This is a genomic window from Parabacteroides sp. APC149_11_2_Y6, assembly GCF_054506995.1.
In genome coordinates this window covers 3,522,101-3,538,689 of record NZ_CP173709.1, presented here as the reverse complement: position 1 = coordinate 3,538,689, position 16,589 = coordinate 3,522,101, and the positions used below count along the sequence as shown (strand labels likewise).

The 16,589-nt window shown below is 42.7% G+C and carries 15 protein-coding genes; 13 read left to right on the top strand and 2 right to left on the bottom strand.

Going from position 1 to position 16,589, the window contains the following annotated elements:
* Positions 1-55: 55 nt before the first annotated feature.
* Positions 56-271 carry a winged helix-turn-helix domain-containing protein gene (locus ACGE0T_RS14655; RefSeq protein ID WP_459187367.1) on the bottom strand — a complete coding sequence of 72 codons (216 nt, stop codon included), beginning with the start codon at positions 269-271 and terminating at the stop codon, positions 56-58.
* A gap of 451 nt (positions 272-722) precedes the next feature.
* On the opposite strand from ACGE0T_RS14655, the gene ilvD reads away from it, so the two are divergent.
* The 5 genes from ilvD to ilvC all read left to right on the top strand — a co-directional run bounded on the left by ilvD (position 723) and on the right by ilvC (position 6,742).
* On the top strand, positions 723-2,558 hold the full coding sequence (gene ilvD / locus ACGE0T_RS14650) for a dihydroxy-acid dehydratase (RefSeq protein ID WP_459187366.1): 1,836 nt from the start codon (positions 723-725) through the stop codon (positions 2,556-2,558).
* 28 nt (positions 2,559-2,586) lie between these two features.
* Positions 2,587-4,284, top strand: coding sequence for a biosynthetic-type acetolactate synthase large subunit (gene ilvB / locus ACGE0T_RS14645; RefSeq protein WP_459187365.1), 1,698 nt, complete (start codon positions 2,587-2,589; stop codon positions 4,282-4,284).
* Positions 4,285-4,301: 17 nt separating this feature from the next.
* A complete protein-coding gene (gene ilvN, locus ACGE0T_RS14640) occupies positions 4,302-4,856 on the top strand; it encodes an acetolactate synthase small subunit (protein ID WP_459187364.1) in 555 nt (184 codons plus the stop codon).
* Positions 4,857-4,896: 40 nt separating this feature from the next.
* Positions 4,897-5,628 carry an acyl-[acyl-carrier-protein] thioesterase gene (locus ACGE0T_RS14635; RefSeq protein WP_459187363.1) on the top strand — a complete coding sequence of 244 codons (732 nt, stop codon included), beginning with the start codon at positions 4,897-4,899 and terminating at the stop codon, positions 5,626-5,628.
* A 70-nt stretch (positions 5,629-5,698) separates the two neighbouring features.
* Positions 5,699-6,742 carry a ketol-acid reductoisomerase gene (ilvC, locus tag ACGE0T_RS14630; protein ID WP_459187362.1) on the top strand — a complete coding sequence of 348 codons (1,044 nt, stop codon included), beginning with the start codon at positions 5,699-5,701 and terminating at the stop codon, positions 6,740-6,742.
* Between the two features lie 141 nt (positions 6,743-6,883).
* Here the strand turns inward: ilvC and ACGE0T_RS14625 are convergent, their stop codons facing one another.
* On the bottom strand, positions 6,884-7,237 hold the full coding sequence (locus tag ACGE0T_RS14625; RefSeq protein ID WP_459187361.1) for a hypothetical protein: 354 nt from the start codon (positions 7,235-7,237) through the stop codon (positions 6,884-6,886).
* 415 nt (positions 7,238-7,652) lie between these two features.
* Between ACGE0T_RS14625 and ACGE0T_RS14620 the strand changes: the two genes are divergently transcribed.
* The 8 genes from ACGE0T_RS14620 to ACGE0T_RS14585 all read left to right on the top strand — a co-directional run bounded on the left by ACGE0T_RS14620 (position 7,653) and on the right by ACGE0T_RS14585 (position 16,533).
* The gene (locus ACGE0T_RS14620; protein ID WP_459187360.1) at positions 7,653-8,783 is read left to right on the top strand and encodes a 6-bladed beta-propeller; all 1,131 of its coding nucleotides are present in this window, start codon (positions 7,653-7,655) and stop codon (positions 8,781-8,783) included.
* A 239-nt stretch (positions 8,784-9,022) separates the two neighbouring features.
* Complete coding sequence (locus tag ACGE0T_RS14615) at positions 9,023-10,186, top strand: purple acid phosphatase family protein (protein ID WP_459187359.1); 1,164 nt, start codon at positions 9,023-9,025, stop codon at positions 10,184-10,186.
* Positions 10,187-10,515: 329 nt separating this feature from the next.
* Positions 10,516-12,012 (top strand): 2-isopropylmalate synthase, encoded by a 1,497-nt coding sequence (locus ACGE0T_RS14610; RefSeq protein WP_459187358.1) that lies wholly within the window; start codon positions 10,516-10,518, stop codon positions 12,010-12,012.
* 16 nt (positions 12,013-12,028) lie between these two features.
* On the top strand, positions 12,029-13,426 hold the full coding sequence (gene leuC / locus ACGE0T_RS14605; RefSeq protein WP_459187357.1) for a 3-isopropylmalate dehydratase large subunit: 1,398 nt from the start codon (positions 12,029-12,031) through the stop codon (positions 13,424-13,426).
* 46 nt (positions 13,427-13,472) lie between these two features.
* Positions 13,473-14,075 carry a 3-isopropylmalate dehydratase small subunit gene (gene leuD, locus ACGE0T_RS14600; protein ID WP_459187356.1) on the top strand — a complete coding sequence of 201 codons (603 nt, stop codon included), beginning with the start codon at positions 13,473-13,475 and terminating at the stop codon, positions 14,073-14,075.
* Complete coding sequence (locus ACGE0T_RS14595) at positions 13,999-14,463, top strand: GxxExxY protein (protein ID WP_459187355.1); 465 nt, start codon at positions 13,999-14,001, stop codon at positions 14,461-14,463. The genes leuD and ACGE0T_RS14595 overlap by 77 nt, the downstream gene beginning before the upstream one ends.
* A 70-nt stretch (positions 14,464-14,533) precedes the next feature.
* Positions 14,534-16,045, top strand: a complete 1,512-nt coding sequence (locus ACGE0T_RS14590; RefSeq protein WP_459187354.1) for an alpha-isopropylmalate synthase regulatory domain-containing protein — start codon at positions 14,534-14,536, stop codon at positions 16,043-16,045.
* Positions 16,046-16,086: 41 nt separating this feature from the next.
* On the top strand, positions 16,087-16,533 hold the full coding sequence (locus tag ACGE0T_RS14585; protein WP_459187353.1) for a methylglyoxal synthase: 447 nt from the start codon (positions 16,087-16,089) through the stop codon (positions 16,531-16,533).
* Positions 16,534-16,589: the final 56 nt, after the last annotated feature.

Below are 16,589 nucleotides of genomic sequence, written 5' to 3'. Positions count from 1 at the left end.
GTTTTTTAGTACCGGTTTTGTAAAGTCTTTCAGATTTTTGTAGCAGAACCTTTAATTACGCATAAATATTCATGCCGGCACAGAAAGATAACTGACTGCTGCCTTTTCTAATTTCAACTTTGTTCTCTCTGGCCAGCCATCCTATGGCCGACCATAAATCCGCTTCTGTCAGGGATGATGCCGATTTCAACTCTTCAAAGCTCCAGCATTTGCCTTCTAACAACAAATTACAGATTGTTCCGGCATTCAATCCAATAGTTCCTTTAGTCATGATATCCAAGTTTATATTAATCTTATCCGTTGAATAAACAAGGCGGGACGCATAAAAGATTTCGAATTAAAGGTGTTTTAGAATCTTTTAAAATAGGAGAGAAAAAGTTCGTTTTTCTTTTAAATCGATAATTTTACGGCTGGCATTTTATAAAATGCAATATAAAAGCGGTTGTTTGCTTGATAAGTGTAAGAAAAAATAAGATTTTTCTTTTAAATCCTTTGCTGGTATAAATTATTGTTCTACATTTGCAGCGTTAAACAAAAAAGAAACAAGAGATGATGAACAATGTATTACATATTATTCTCGTGGTGGTCCTTCTAGTCATTAGTAGGTAAGGAGAAAGGTGTGTAAGAAGTTGTGAAATCGTGCAAGATATTTCTTAGAGCCTTTCTCCCTATAGAGAAGGGCTTTTTTTATGGTAAAAAGATAACGATAAAAAACAGATAAGATGAAGAACCCGTTAAGAAGTTCATACAGTACAGAAGGTCGCCGGATGGCTGGCGCACGTGCTTTGTGGCGCGCCAACGGCATGAAAGAAGAGCAGTTCGGCAAACCGGTTATAGCAATTGTCAATTCATTTACACAATTTGTCCCCGGGCATGTACATTTGCATGAAGTAGGACAGTTGGTAAAAGCTGAGATAGAAAAATTAGGTTGTTTTGCAGCTGAGTTTAATACGATTGCAATTGACGACGGTATAGCCATGGGACACGATGGAATGCTCTATTCCCTTCCTTCCCGCGATATTATTGCAGACAGCGTGGAATATATGGTAAATGCCCATAAGGCGGATGCGATGGTTTGTATCAGCAATTGCGATAAAATTACGCCGGGTATGCTGATGGCTTCCATGCGGTTGAATATCCCGACTGTATTTGTTTCCGGTGGTCCGATGGAAGCCGGAGAACTGGACGGACGTCATCTCGACCTGATCGATGCAATGATAGAATCTGCCGATACATCAGTAAGCGATGAACGGATTTCACAGGTGGAACGGAATGCCTGTCCGGGTTGCGGATGCTGCTCCGGCATGTTTACCGCCAATTCGATGAACTGCCTGAACGAAGCAATCGGTCTGGCTCTTCCGGGAAATGGCACGATTGTGGCTACACATGCCAACCGTGTGCAGTTATTCCGTGATGCGGCAAAACAAATCGTGGAAAATGCTTATAAATATTACCGTGACGGCGACGACTCGGTTCTTCCCCGTAATATAGCGACCCGCCAGGCTTTCCTGAATGCCATGTCGCTGGATATTGCGATGGGAGGCTCCACCAATACCGTATTGCATTTATTGGCAATAGCACAGGAAGCTGAAGCCGATTTTACGATGGATGATATCGATATGCTTTCCCGTAAGACACCTTGCCTGTGTAAAGTGGCTCCCAATACACATACCTATCATGTACAGGATGTAAATCGTGCCGGAGGAATTTTAGCAATCATGGATGAGCTGCTGAAAGCCGGTTTAGTGGATGGTACTGTGAAGCGGGCGGATGGAATGACATTGGCTGAGGCCGTAAATATGTATTCCGTAACCTCCCCGAATGTATCTCAGGAAGCAGTGAAGAAATATAAGAGTGCTCCGGCTCATCGTTTCAGTATACAGATGGGGTCGCAGGAAACTTATTATAAAGAACTGGATACGGACCGTACAGCCGGTTGCATCCGCGATTTCGAACATGCGTATTCCAAAGATGGGGGATTAGCTGTTCTGAAAGGAAATATCGCTTTGGACGGATGTGTGGTAAAGACTGCCGGTGTAGACGAAAGTATCTGGAAATTTGCAGGACCTGCAAAGGTTTTTGATTCTCAGGATGCAGCTTGTGAAGGAATTTTGGGTGGAAAAGTTGTTTCCGGTGACGTGGTTGTTATCACCTATGAAGGTCCTAAAGGTGGTCCGGGCATGCAAGAAATGTTATATCCTACTTCTTATATCAAAAGCCGTCATCTGGGTAAAGAGTGTGCTTTGATTACCGACGGACGCTTTAGCGGCGGGACATCCGGGCTTTCTATCGGCCATATCTCTCCGGAAGCGGCAGCCGGTGGTGCAATAGGTTTGGTTAAAGACGGAGATATTATCGAGATAAATATACCGGAACGGACTATCAATGTAAAGTTGAGCGAAAACGAACTGGCAGAACGCCGTGCTGCTGAAGAAGCCCGCGGAACCAAAGCCTTTACCCCTCCGGTCCGCCAACGAGTCGTATCGAAAGCGTTGAAAGCTTATGGTAAGATGGTAAGCTCGGCCGATAAAGGCGGTGTAAGGATAGTAGAAGATTAATTAGTAACGGAAACGAAAATATATAAGTATGGAACAAAAGATAACCGGTTCGGAAGCTTTATTGAAAGCACTGATCGCTGAAGGAGTAGATACTATCTTCGGTTATCCGGGTGGGCAGGCGATACCTATTTACGACAGTTTGTATGATTACAGGGATCAGTTAAAACATATTCTGGTACGCCATGAACAGGGTGCGACACATGCAGCCCAAGGGTATGCCCGTGTTTCCGGTAAAGTGGGAGTAACGTTGGTTACTTCAGGTCCGGGAGCCACCAATACCATTACAGGCATTGCCGATGCACTGATGGACAGTACACCAATGGTGGTGATAGCCGGACAGGTTCCGTCTCCGTTGCTCGGTACGGATGCTTTTCAGGAAGTCGATGTGATTGGCATCACCCAACCGATTACCAAATGGGCCTATCAGATACGTAAACCCGAAGAAATAGCCTGGGCTGTATCGCGTGCTTTCTATATAGCATCTACAGGCCGTCCGGGACCTGTAGTACTGGATTTGGCAAAGGATGCTCAAGTAGGTCTGGTAGATTATGAATATCAGAAAGTAAATTATGTCCGCAGTTACCAACCGGAGCCCGATATTAAGGAAGAACGTATTGAGGCTGCTGCTGCATTGATTAATGGTGCGAAGAAGCCGTTCTGTCTGGTAGGGCAGGGTGTTATTTTGGGTGGAGCCGAAGAAGAATTGAAAGCTTTCCTGCTTAAAAATGATATACCGGCAGGTTCAACCGTTTTAGGGCTGTCTGCATTACCTTCCGATTTCCCTTTAAATAAAGGTATGCTGGGTATGCACGGAAACGTAGGTCCGAACCGGAAAACGAATGAATGTGATGTTTTGATTGCTATCGGTATGCGTTTTGACGACCGTGTGACTGGCGACTTGAAAACGTATGCGAAACAGGCGAAAGTAATACATCTGGATATAGATAATTCGGAAATAGGGAAGAATGTACCGGTAGATGTAAAGGTTTTGGGTAATGCCAAACATACGATTCCGATGATTACCGCTTTGTTGGAAGAACGGAAGCGTCCGGAATGGAATGCCGAATTTGAGCCGGATGAGAAGGAAGAACATGACAAGGTAATAGCGAAAGAACTTTATCCGGCCGATGGGCAGTTGAAAATGGGAGAAGTGGTTTCCCGGGTTTCCCAAGCAACCGGTGACGATGCAGTTTTGGTGACTGATGTCGGTCAAAACCAGATGATGGGAGTTCGTTATTTTAAATATAAACGTACCCGCAGTGTGGTAACATCCGGAGGGCTGGGAACAATGGGTTTCGGTCTTCCTGCGGCTATCGGTGCCAAACTGGGGGCACCCGACCGTACGGTTTGTTTCTTTACCGGTGATGGCGGCATACAAATGACTATTCAGGAATTTGGAACGATCATGCAGGAAAACCTGAATGTGAAGATTATTGTGCTTAACAATAATTTCCTCGGTATGGTACGCCAGTGGCAGGAACTGTTCTTTAACGAACGTTATTCGAATACCATCATGAAAAATCCGGATTTCGTAGCGATAGCCAAAGCCTTTGGTATTGCTTCGCGTTCGGTAGACAAACGGGAGGATCTGGATGATGCAATCGCTGAAATGTTGAATCATGATGGAGCTTATCTTCTGGTCGCCAATGTGGAAACCTGCGGTATGGTATATCCGATGGTTCCGGCGGGAGCTTGTGTTACTAATATGATTTTGGGTGATAAGTAAGAGGGGAGAAAACAGTTATGAATACAAAAAAATTATATACAGTTATCATCTTTTCAGAAAATACGGTAGGTCTTCTGAACCAGATTACGATTATCTTTACGCGCCGGCAGTTAAATATTGAGACGCTTTCTGTTTCTCCTTCTGCTATCCAGGGTATCCATAAGTTTACAATTACGACTTTTGCCGATGAGGATACGATAGACAAGGTGGTTAAACAAATAGATAAGCGCGTCGATATACTGAAGGCTTATTACAATACGGATGAAGACCTGGTATTTCAGGAAATCGCTTTATACAAATTAAGCACGGAGTTGTTTATAAAGATGGGAACGGTCGAAGATTTGATTCGTAAATACAATGCCCGTATCCTTGAAATGAACGAATCCTGCGTAGTTTTGGAAAAAAGCGGCCATTATGATGAAACACAGGCTTTGTTCCGTGAATTGAGCGAATCGATCGGAGTGCTGCAATTTATACGTTCGGGACGTGTGGCAATAACGAAAAGCCGTGTGGAACGGTTGAGCGATATGCTGGCGGAGATGGAGCGCAAATTGCAGGAAAAGCAAGCATAACCTGAAGGCGGTTTTTCTGCCTGTCAAAAAATAGAATCGTATGGAAAAGAACAAAACAGGAGAATTTCATTTTGTAACCGAATCCTATTTAATGGATTTCCGGGGACGTATAACGATACCTATGATTGGTAATTATCTGCTTCATGCAGCTTCTGTACATGCGGCCGACCGTGGCTTCGGTTATAATGACATGACGGAAAAACATACGGCATGGGTATTGTCACGCCTGGCTATTGAAATGAAAGCTTATCCCGGGATGTCCGAATCCATAACATTATATACATGGGTAGATGAAGTTGGCAAACTATTTACCAGCCGTTGCTTTGAGTTTGTCGACGGAAAAGGGGATACTTTTGCTTTTGCCCGTTCTATCTGGGCGGCAATAGACGTGGAAACCCGCCGTCCGACTTTGCTCGATGTGGAAGGTTTGAGTGCATATATCACGAATCGTCCCTGTCCAATTGAAAAGCCGGGAAAAATTGCCCCGGTGGAAAATGATACGGAAGGAGAACTTTATAAAGTGAAGTATAGTGACCTGGATGTAAACGGGCATCTGAACAGTATTAAATATATGGAACATCTGTTGGATATGTTTGATATAGCCATGTATCAGGAAAAAAAGATAAGCCGTTTTGAAATTGCTTATCAGGCGGAGGGAAAATATGGGATGGAGTTATCGCTCCATAACAAGGAAATAATCCCGGATAAATATAATATGTCCATCTGTCACGAAGGTAAGGCAATTTGCCGTGCAGCAGTGACATGGTCATGATACAAAGTGGGGAGACCTGCTTATTGAGAATGAATAAATCAGTTTTTTTATACATTAAAATTAAAAACAAATGGCAGTAATGAATTTTGGCGGAGTTGATGAAAATGTAGTAACCCGCGAAGAATTTCCGTTGGAAAAAGCAAGAGAAGTATTGAAAGATGAAGTAATCGCAGTAATCGGTTATGGTGTTCAGGGTCCTGGACAGAGTTTGAACTTGCGTGACAATGGTTTTAATGTAATCGTAGGACAGCGTCCCGGTAAAACGTATGATAAAGCAGTAGCCGACGGTTGGGTACCGGGTGAAACTTTGTTCGGTATTGAAGAAGCTTGTGAGAAAGCAACTATTATACAGGTTTTACTTTCTGATGCCGCACAGATTGCTTGTTGGCCGATGATTAAGAAACATCTTACACCGGGTAAGGCATTGTATTTCTCTCATGGATTTGCAATTACTTACAAAGAACGTACAAATATCATTCCTCCTGCAGACGTAGATGTAATCCTGATTGCTCCTAAAGGTTCGGGAACTTCTTTGCGCCGTATGTTCCTTCAGGGACGTGGCTTGAACTCAAGCTATGCAATCTTCCAGGATGCTACAGGCAAGGCTTGGGACCGTGTAGTGGCTTTGGGTATCGGTGTTGGTTCGGGTTACTTGTTTGAAACAACATTCAAGAAAGAAGTATATTCTGACCTGACCGGCGAACGTGGTACTTTGATGGGAGCTATCCAGGGTTTGTTGCTTGCCCAGTATGAAACATTGCGTGAAAATGGACACGAACCATCTGAAGCATTCAATGAAACCGTAGAAGAGCTGACTCAGTCATTGATGCCGTTGTTTGCTGAAAACGGTATGGACTGGATGTATGCAAACTGTTCGACAACGGCTCAGCGCGGTGCTTTGGATTGGATGGGCCCGTTCCACGATGCCGTTAAACCGGTATTTGAAAAACTGTACAGTGAAGTAGCATGCGGAAATGAAGCACAACGTTCTATCGATACAAACAGCCAGCCGGATTATCGTGAAAAACTGGATGCCGAATTGAAAGAATTACGTGAAAGCGAAATGTGGCGTGCCGGTGCAGTTGTACGTAAACTGCGTCCTGAAAATAACTAATAGGTTATTTTAAATAATTCACCGGATATATTTCCGGCAATTGATAGAAGGGGTTGTCCAAATTTACTAAGGCAACCCCTTTTGTGTTTGCAGCATACTTTTGAAAAAACATGCAGTATAGCCTGATAGGATATTGGATTGTTAGCATAGTGTGAATGAATGATAGCCCATTGATTCAAAATATGCTACTTTCATCAATCCTCCTTCCCGGGCAATGGAAATTTCCGGTAAGAGCATCTTCTCATCTATTCCGTACCGGGAGAGGGTATTGATACATTGGTAAAATTCTACATTCTCGTTATTTAAATAGGTGATTGTGGATTTGGTTGTATCCAAATGTGTACTTTTTAAACAAGAAAGCAGTGCTGTCCCAATACTGATAACTGCTATTTTATCTGTCATCGCAGGCTGTTTTTTTAAATTGATGATATGGGAAAATAATTCTTCCCAGCAACGGTCATCTTTAATCAGAAATACAAAATTCAATTTGTCCATAATTCTATTTATTTTGTTGGTTAGTATATCTTTGGGATATTACCTTTCCATATTTTAAATATCTGTATGTTGCTATATACATAAGGTTCCATATATGGCTTCTATTATAATTCTACTTAAACATTCTATAAATTAGTATGGTTCATCCCCTTAGAAAAAATGGGAAGAAACAACCTTCGGCAAGAAATCCCTTAAAATATAGTTGAGTCCATATCGATGAATTTGTAGAAACTTAATGAGTATTTGTTTTGTTTTTCAGGACTGTTGGAAAAAAGTAATGGTATAGAATAATAATAAAGATATAATTTGTAAATTACCTGCGCCAAAAGCTAAATGTTGTAAAGTACAGCGATGATGTATGGCTGTTGTCTTTTTTGTTTGAGGGTTAATTAAAAATCTGATAAATCTCTACCTTATGAAAACAACTTTTTTTACACTTTTCCTGATAGTCTTATCAGTAGGAACCGGATGTAAAATGAATTCGGATCAAGATCAAAAGCCGTTGCCAGTACTTGATATGGAAGCAGCTATAGGAAAACAAGTACCGGATACGTTTACATGGAATGGCATTGCCAAGCGGATTACGTATGTACCTATCTCAACCCCGGCCGATAAATTATTCGGTTCGGCTCAGCCTGTATATGTAGATCATACTATGTATTGTGCAGTGGATCATAAAACAGGAACAGTTTTCCGTACCGATAAAAAAGGTAAGGTTATAAGTTCTTTTTCCCGGAAAGGACATGGACCGGGTGAATATAATGTGCTGACGTATGTACATGTAAATCAAGTGGATTCTACAATTGAAGTTTTCGACCAAAGAGGAGGTAGGCATATTGTCTATGATTTGGATGGCAATTTGATCCGGGAAATTTTCCTGAAAGAGAAAGGTCTTGATACACCTATACTTATTTCTGATAACTATATTGTTGCCAGAGGACAAAATAATACAACTCACAAACTTTATATAGCGGATAAAGATTTTAATATCCGGAAAAGCCTGTTTCCGATGGATACGACTTTAACGGAAATGCAACGTTTGAATCTGACTTGGCAGTTGAACTATTGTAGAAACAGGGATTTTGCAGTGATCAATTTTGCTAACGAAGATACTGTTTTCACTGTAACGGAAAGTGGAGCTCAGCCTTTGTGCATTTTTAAGAAAGGTGTATATAATATTCCCGAAGAAGAATTGAAGAATCCGACAGAAGCGAGTGGTTTTGGTTCGGATTATATACGGACAATGTGGTTGTCTTCAATCCCTGGCTATTATTTAATTTCTTATGTAAGAAAAGACAATTTCTGGGATGAGATATGGAGAAAATCGGATAATCAGATTGTATCACGTTTTTCTAATGAAGATGGAGAGTTTGGCTTTCCTTTGCGCCTTCCGTCCGGAAAGAAAATACGAATCAATGCAAGAAATCTATATATAAAGGGGAATCTTGTAGTTACTTCAATTGATGCGATAGTGGCAGTCGAGGGCAAAATTCCGGATGTAGATGAAGATGACAATCCGGTACTGGTGGTTATGGAGATAGGTTGACCTTTTTGATTCAGATTGGATAGGAAGATATCTTTTTATATGAAATTGAATTTTGTCTGCGTGATTGGTTTAGGTTATCGAATGGTTGGTATTATTATTTGACTCATAATTAAACAGAAAGAAACCATCTCAGAATAATAGAATGGGATGGTTTTTTTGTTTAAAATACACAAAGGGTAATTCCCATACAATATAAATCCATATCTTTGAAATACATTGTTGATTAATAAAGATAACCTATGAAAGAAAAAAATCTTTTGCTATTATGTGTTTTGCTGTTGAGTGTATCTGTTTATGCGCAGGAAGGTATAAAACTGGCTCATGGACCTTATTTACAAAATATGGGACCGGATGAAGTGACTGTCGTCTGGTTGTCGGATAAGCCTTCTGTCGGTTGGGTGGAATTGGCTCCGGATGACGGTTCTAATTTTTATGCAACCGAACGCCCTCGTTTTTTCGATGCTAAGAATGGAGTAAAAAATACTTCTACGATTCATACGGTAAAGCTAAAGGGACTTAATTCCGGTACAAGTTACCGGTATCGTGTTTTTGCACAGGAGGTGTTAAGCCATATTGGGCATAAAATAGTTTATGGTGATTATGCCGCGACCAATGTATATTCTAAAAAGCCGTTGGTATTTAGAACAAGTGACCCTGCGAATCAAACCATTTCTTTTGCAATGGTGAATGATATTCATGGTAATAACGGGCTATTGGAAAACCTGGTATCCAAATGTGATTTGAAAAAAACGGATTTTATTATTTTTAATGGAGATATGGTTTCTGTTTTTAATGAAGAAAATCATATTTTCAACGGTTTTATGGATAAGGCCACCGCGTTGTTCGCTTCCGAAATCCCTATGTATTATACCCGTGGAAACCATGAAACCCGTGGCGCATTTGCAACCGAGTTTCAACGTTATTTCTCTCCGAAGGAAGAAAATATTTATTATACGTTTCGGCAAGGCCCTGTTTGTTTTGTCATTTTGGATACCGGAGAAGATAAACCGGATTCGGATATTGAGTATGCCGGTATTACTGTTTATGATGAATACCGGAGTGAACAGGCAGAATGGTTGCGGCAGGTTTTAAATAGTAAAGAATATAAGGAAGCTCCTTTTAAAGTGATAGTAGCGCATATTCCACCTATAGGAGGATGGCATGGCAATTTGGAAGTGGAAAATAAATTCATGCCATTATTACGGGAAGCAAAGCCGGATCTTATGCTTTGCGGGCATTTGCACCGTTTCGTTCATCAGAAAGCGACAGCAGAAACTCCATTCCCGATTATCGTTAATTCCAATACGGCTGTGCTGAAAGCTGCGGCGAATTCAGAGGAGTTAGATGTACAGGTTATAGATACCGAAGGAAAAGTCCTGGACCGGTTTTCAGTAAAGAAATAACCGGCTTTGATTATAATAACCGGTTTTTGATTCTGTTTAGCTTATACTTTGTAAGAAAAAACGTATAAAAAACTTCGGATTATATTTGGATGTTTATAAAAAGGCTGTATCTTTGCAGCGTTCAAATAAAAAGACAATATGAAACAGGAAATGCTAAATAGCCTCATTATTTCTCTATCTATTATTCTACTCTGGGAACGGGATAGGAAGTGAGACTGTGTATGCATTCGTGGCATAAAGATATAAAGAGCCTTTCTCACTTCCCTGTGAGAGAGGCTTTTTTTTAGTATTCAAGCGATAGGTATTAACAATTTAAGACGATAAAGACTATGTCAGACAGATTATTTATTTTCGACACAACATTACGTGACGGTGAGCAAGTACCGGGTTGCCAGTTAAACAGTATTGAAAAGATACAGGTTGCAAAGGCATTGGAGGAACTGGGTGTGGATGTGATAGAAGCAGGTTTTCCGGTTTCAAGCCCCGGTGATTTCAATAGTGTGGTTGAGATATCCAAAGCCGTTACCTGGCCTACAATCTGTGCACTTACACGGGCTGTGGAAAAAGATATTGATGTGGCAGCCGAAGCATTGAAATTTGCTAAACGCGGACGTATCCATACGGGAATAGGAACTTCTGATTATCATATCAAATATAAATTCAATTCCAATCAGGACGAAATACTTGAACGTGCTATCGCTGCAGCCAAGTATGCGAAGAGATATGTGGAAGATGTGGAATTTTATTGTGAAGACGCCGGACGTACGGATAATGAATATCTGGCACGGGTAGTAGAAGCTGTTATCAAAGCCGGGGCAACCGTCGTAAATATCCCGGATACGACAGGATACTGCCTGCCGGATGAATACGGTGCGAAAATCAAATACCTGATGGAGCATGTAAACGGTATAGAGAATGCTATTATCTCCACACATTGCCATAATGACTTGGGGATGGCTACAGCCAATACGGTTCAGGGCGTATTGAACGGTGCACGTCAGGTAGAAGTTACCATGAACGGTATCGGGGAACGGGCCGGTAATACTTCATTGGAAGAAGTGGCAATGATATTTAAGAGCCATAAGGAACGTGAAATCATTACCAATATCAATACCACTAAGATTTACGGTGTGAGCCGCATGGTTTCCAGCCTGATGAATATGCCGATTCAGCCGAACAAGGCGATTGTGGGACGTAATGCTTTTGCCCACTCTTCCGGTATCCATCAGGATGGCGTGTTGAAAAACCGTGAAAGTTACGAAATCATAGACCCGAAAGACGTCGGTATCGACGATAATGCAATCGTATTGACTGCCCGTAGCGGACGTGCTGCCCTGAAACACCGCCTGCATGTGCTGGGTGTGGAACTGGAACAGGAAAAGCTGGACAAGGCTTACGAAGAATTTCTGAAACTGGCAGACCGCAAAAAAGATATTAATGATGACGATGTCTTGATGCTGGTAGGAAAAGACCGTACAGCCATGCACCGTATCAAACTGGAATATTTGCAGGTTACTTCAGGTGTCGGTCTGCAGTCGGTAGCCAGCGTATGCCTGAACATTGCCGGCGAAAAGTTCGAAGCAGCCGCAGCCGGAAACGGTCCTGTGGATGCAGCCATCAAAGCCGTAAAATCAATTATCCATCGTACAATGACCATTCAGGAATTCCTAATACAAGCCATTAATAAAGGTAGCGATGATATGGGTAAAGTACATATGCAGGTAGAGTATGATGGAAATAATTATTATGGATTTGCTGCTAATACCGATATTATAGCTGCTTCTGTTGAGGCATTTATCGATGCAATCAATAAATTTGTAAAATAAACGATACGATATAGTTATGAGCAAGACATTATTCGAAAAAATTTGGGAGAAGCACGTAGTGGATACGCTTCCCGACGGAACTATTCAATTGTATATAGACCGTCTTTATTGCCACGAAGTAACCAGCCCGCAAGCTTTTGCCGGATTACGTGCCCGTGGACTGAAACCGTTCCGTCCGGAGCAGATTACTTGTATGCCGGACCATAATATCCCGACATTGGCTCAGGACAAACCGATCGAAGACCCTGTTTCAAAGAACCAGGTGGATACGCTTGAAAAGAATGCGAAAGATTTCGACTTGACCTATTTCGGATTGCTTCATCCGAAAAACGGTATTATCCATGTGGTAGGACCGGAAACCGGACTGACGCAACCGGGGATGACGATTGTTTGTGGCGACTCTCATACATCGACCCACGGGGCTATGGGAGCGATTGCTTTCGGTATCGGCACCAGCGAAGTAGAAATGACGCTTGCTACCCAGTGCATCATGCAGCGTAAGCCCAAGACTATGCGTATCACTGTCAACGGTAAATTGAAACCGGGGGTGACTGCCAAAGACGTAGCTCTTTATATCATCAGCAAAATGACTACAGGAGGTGCTACCGGTTATTTTGTAGAATATGCCGGAGAAGCCATCCGCAACACCACAATGGAAGAACGCCTGACCATCTGTAACCTGTCTATCGAAATGGGAGCCCGCGGAGGTATGATTGCCCCGGATGATGTGACTTTCAGTTATTTGAAAGACCGCGAATATGCGCCTCGTGGAGAAGCATGGGATAAGAAGCTGGCAGAATGGCGCCGCCTTTACAGTGACCCGGATGCAGTCTTTGATAAGGAAATCGTATTCCATGCGGAAGATATAGAGCCGATGGTTACGTATGGAACCAATCCGGGAATGGGAATGGGGGTCCGTGACAATATCCCTCCGATGGAGAGTGTGGATGAAGCCGGACGTATCTCTTACAAGAAGTCTTTGGATTATATGGGCTTTACAGCCGGAGAACCTATTTTAGGTAAGAAAATCGATTATGTATTCCTGGGAAGCTGCACAAACGGACGTATCGAAGATTTCCGTGCATTTGCCTCTTTGGTGAAAGGCAAGAAGAAGGCGGATGATGTAACCGTCTGGTTAGTTCCGGGTAGTTGGTTGGTGGAACGTCAGATACGTGCCGAAGGTATAGACAAGGTATTGGAGAGTGCCGGATTCCAGCTTCGCCAGCCGGGCTGTTCCGCTTGTCTTGCAATGAATGAAGATAAAGTGCCGGCGGGCAAATATGCCGTATCTACTTCAAACCGTAATTTTGAAGGTCGTCAGGGACCGGGTGCGCGTACCATCTTAGCCGGTCCGCTGGTAGCTGCCGCCGCTGCTGTAACAGGAAAGATTACAGACCCGAGAGATTTGATGTAAAGGCTTGGTAGAGCCGTCCAATAACAGAATAAAAATAAACAAGACAATGAAAGAAAAATTCAATATACTGACATCCACCTGCGTTCCTCTTCCTCTGGAAAATGTGGATACAGACCAGATTATCCCGGCACGTTTCCTGAAAGCCACAACCCGCGAGGGATTCGGAGACAATTTGTTCCGCGACTGGCGTTATGATAAAAATGGAAACCCCAATCCCGACTTTGTTCTCAACCAGAATACATATAAAGGTCAGATATTAGTAGCAGGAAAGAATTTTGGTAGCGGTTCCAGCCGCGAACATGCCGCCTGGGCGATTGCCGGATATGGATTCCGTGTAGTAGTGAGCAGTTTCTTTGCCGATATATTCAAGAACAATTCAATGAACAACGGACTGGTTCCCGTAGTTGTATCTCCTGAATTTCTGGCTGAAATCTTTGCTACGGTACAGGCAAATCCGGAAGCAGCATTGACGGTGGACTTGCCTGCACAGACCATCACTAACAATACAACCGGACATAGTGAACATTTTGACATCAATGCCTATAAAAAGGATTGTCTGGTAAACGGCTTGGATGATATCGATTACTTGCTTGCAAACAAGCATAAAATCGAAGCATACGAACAGCATAATAGTATTACCGAACGCTGATGACGCAGAATACGCAGATTATTTATTTAAAGAAGAAACAGATCGTATTATTGGCCTTTTTTATAAAGTATATCGTACACTGGGATTTGGTTTTCTTGAACGAGTTTATCAAAATGCTCTTTATTATGAATTGAAGAGTCAGGGATTTGAATGCAAAGTACAATATCCTATACAGGTGTTTTATAATTCGCATGTAGTAGGAGAATATATTGCTGATATAATTGTAAATGATCATATCATTTTGGAGTTGAAGAGTGTTGAATCGTTATCAATAGCTCATGAATGTCAACTAATAAATTATCTGAAAGCTACTCATGTAGAAGTTGGATTGTTACTTAATTTTGGAGAGAGACCTCAGATAAAAAGGAAAATATTTAGAAATAAATAATCTGCGTCAGTCTGCGCAATCTGCGTTGTCTGCGTTCAGTAATACCGTAATAGGATAAATTAAAGATAGTATGATCGAAATAATGGACACCACCCTGCGGGACGGGGAACAAACATCGGGGGTTTCTTTTGCTGCGCATGAGAAACTGAGTATTGCCCAGGCTTTGCTGGTCGATCTTGGTGTGAACCGCCTTGAAATTGCATCCGCACGGGTTTCAGACGGAGAGTTTGAAGCTGTGAGGCGTGTAGTTGCCTGGGCGAAGCGTACCGGACATTTGCAAAAACTGGAAGTACTTGGATTTGTAGATGGAGAAGTTTCTCTGAACTGGATCGAGGCTGCCGGATGCCGTGTCGTAAATTTGCTATGTAAGGGTTCGTATAAACATGTCACCGAACAGTTACGCAAAACACCCGAACAGCATTTTGCCGATATTCGGGCCGTGATAGGGTCTGCCGGGAAAAGGGATATTGCAGTGAATATCTATATGGAGGATTGGTCCAACGGCATGAAAAATTCTCCGGAATATGTTTTCCAATTCGTGGATGCCTTGAAAGACCTGCCGGTTCGCCGTTTTATGTTGCCTGATACGCTCGGCATATTGAATCCGGGTAATACCTATGAGTTTTGTAAGGAGATGGCAACCCGTTATCCCGAACTGAAATTTGATTTTCATGCACATAACGATTATGACCTGGCTGTGGCAAATGTTTATTCGGCAGTCCGTGCCGGTATAGACGGTATCCATACCACATTGAACGGCTTGGGAGAACGTGCAGGAAATGCGCCTCTCAGCAGCGTTCTGGCTGTTCTGAAAGACCAGTTGGGAGAAGAAACCAGTATCAGGGAGGAGAAAATCAATTATGCGAGCCGCTTGGTAGAAACTTATTCCGGAATCCATATATCGCCCAACCAGCCGATTATCGGGGAACATGTATTTACACAATGTGCAGGGGTTCATGCAGATGGGGACAGCAAGAACAATTTGTATTGTAATGACCTGTTGCCTGAACGCTTCGGGCGTGTCCGCGAATATGCGCTTGGAAAAACTTCCGGTAAGGCCAATATACGCAAGAACCTGGAGTGCCTGGGCATCGATATCGATGAAGATTCGATGAAGAAGGTCACCGAGCGCATTATCGAATTAGGGGATAAGAAAGAGATGGTCACTTCGGAAGATTTGCCTTATATCATCAGTGATGTGCTTCACCATGATACGGCGGAAGACCAGCGCATCCGGATATTGAATTATTCCCTATCTTTGGCACAGGGGCTGAAACCGGTAGCTACTTTAAAAATAGAGATTAACGGTGAAGCTTATCAGGAATCCGCTTCCGGAGATGGTCAGTATGATGCTTTTGTACGTGCGTTGCGGAAGATTTATACCGATTTGGGGCGTCCTTTCCCGATGTTGACCAACTATTCTGTTTCTATCCCTCCCGGCGGGCGGACCGATGCTTTTGTGCAGACGGTTATCAGTTGGAATTATGCCGGAGTAGACTTTAAAACGAGGGGGCTTGATGCCGACCAGACTGAAGCTGCTATCAAGGCTACTTTGAAAATGCTGAACAAGATTGAAGGCTAATCAGTTGATGTAATAGATACGTCAACTAAAAATAGATAGTTATGAGAAAGAAGTTAAAAATTGCACTTGTTGCACACGACAACCGGAAAGCGGAAATGGTAGAATGGGCTGTCCATAATGCCGAGTATCTGTCCCAGCATCACCTGGTATGTACCGGCACAACAGGAAGCCTTGTACACAAAGCGCTTGAAGATAGAGGGGTAAATGCTGAAGTCACTTGCATGCACTCCGGTCCGATGGGGGGAGATGCAGAGATAGCGGCTATGGTTGTACGCAAGGAAATAGACCTTGCCGTATTCCTGATAGACGACCTGAACCCGCAGCCTCATGAAGCCGACATCCAGATGTTGCTCCGCCAGTGCCGCGTCCATAACGTACCTATCGCCTGTAACCGTTACAGCGCTGACTTAATGATTACCAGTACGCTGTGGGATGATGAAACCTATGTTCCCACAGAACCGAAATATGTATTCTTCAAACGGGAATAATTAATAATAAAGGGGATGTGCCAAAAGTCTATATTATGGAACGCAGACTACGCAGA

Excerpts from the sequence above, each read along its gene's own strand:
- ACGE0T_RS14615 (WP_459187359.1), top strand. The coding sequence starts at position 9,023 with ATGAAAGAAAAAAATCTTTTGCTATTATGTGTTTTGCTGTTGAGTGTA.
- ACGE0T_RS14610 (WP_459187358.1), top strand. The coding sequence starts at position 10,516 with ATGTCAGACAGATTATTTATTTTCGACACAACATTACGTGACGGTGAG.
- ilvD (WP_459187366.1), top strand. The coding sequence starts at position 723 with ATGAAGAACCCGTTAAGAAGTTCATACAGTACAGAAGGTCGCCGGATG.
- ACGE0T_RS14590 (WP_459187354.1), top strand. The coding sequence starts at position 14,534 with ATGATCGAAATAATGGACACCACCCTGCGGGACGGGGAACAAACATCG.
- ACGE0T_RS14625 (WP_459187361.1), bottom strand. The coding sequence starts at position 7,237 with ATGGACAAATTGAATTTTGTATTTCTGATTAAAGATGACCGTTGCTGG.
- ACGE0T_RS14595 (WP_459187355.1), top strand. The coding sequence starts at position 13,999 with ATGATATCGATTACTTGCTTGCAAACAAGCATAAAATCGAAGCATACG.
- leuC (WP_459187357.1), top strand. The coding sequence starts at position 12,029 with ATGAGCAAGACATTATTCGAAAAAATTTGGGAGAAGCACGTAGTGGAT.
- ilvN (WP_459187364.1), top strand. The coding sequence starts at position 4,302 with ATGAATACAAAAAAATTATATACAGTTATCATCTTTTCAGAAAATACG.
- ilvC (WP_459187362.1), top strand. The coding sequence starts at position 5,699 with ATGGCAGTAATGAATTTTGGCGGAGTTGATGAAAATGTAGTAACCCGC.
- ACGE0T_RS14620 (WP_459187360.1), top strand. The coding sequence starts at position 7,653 with ATGAAAACAACTTTTTTTACACTTTTCCTGATAGTCTTATCAGTAGGA.
- ACGE0T_RS14635 (WP_459187363.1), top strand. The coding sequence starts at position 4,897 with ATGGAAAAGAACAAAACAGGAGAATTTCATTTTGTAACCGAATCCTAT.
- ilvB (WP_459187365.1), top strand. The coding sequence starts at position 2,587 with ATGGAACAAAAGATAACCGGTTCGGAAGCTTTATTGAAAGCACTGATC.
- ACGE0T_RS14655 (WP_459187367.1), bottom strand. The coding sequence starts at position 271 with ATGACTAAAGGAACTATTGGATTGAATGCCGGAACAATCTGTAATTTG.
- leuD (WP_459187356.1), top strand. The coding sequence starts at position 13,473 with ATGAAAGAAAAATTCAATATACTGACATCCACCTGCGTTCCTCTTCCT.
- ACGE0T_RS14585 (WP_459187353.1), top strand. The coding sequence starts at position 16,087 with ATGAGAAAGAAGTTAAAAATTGCACTTGTTGCACACGACAACCGGAAA.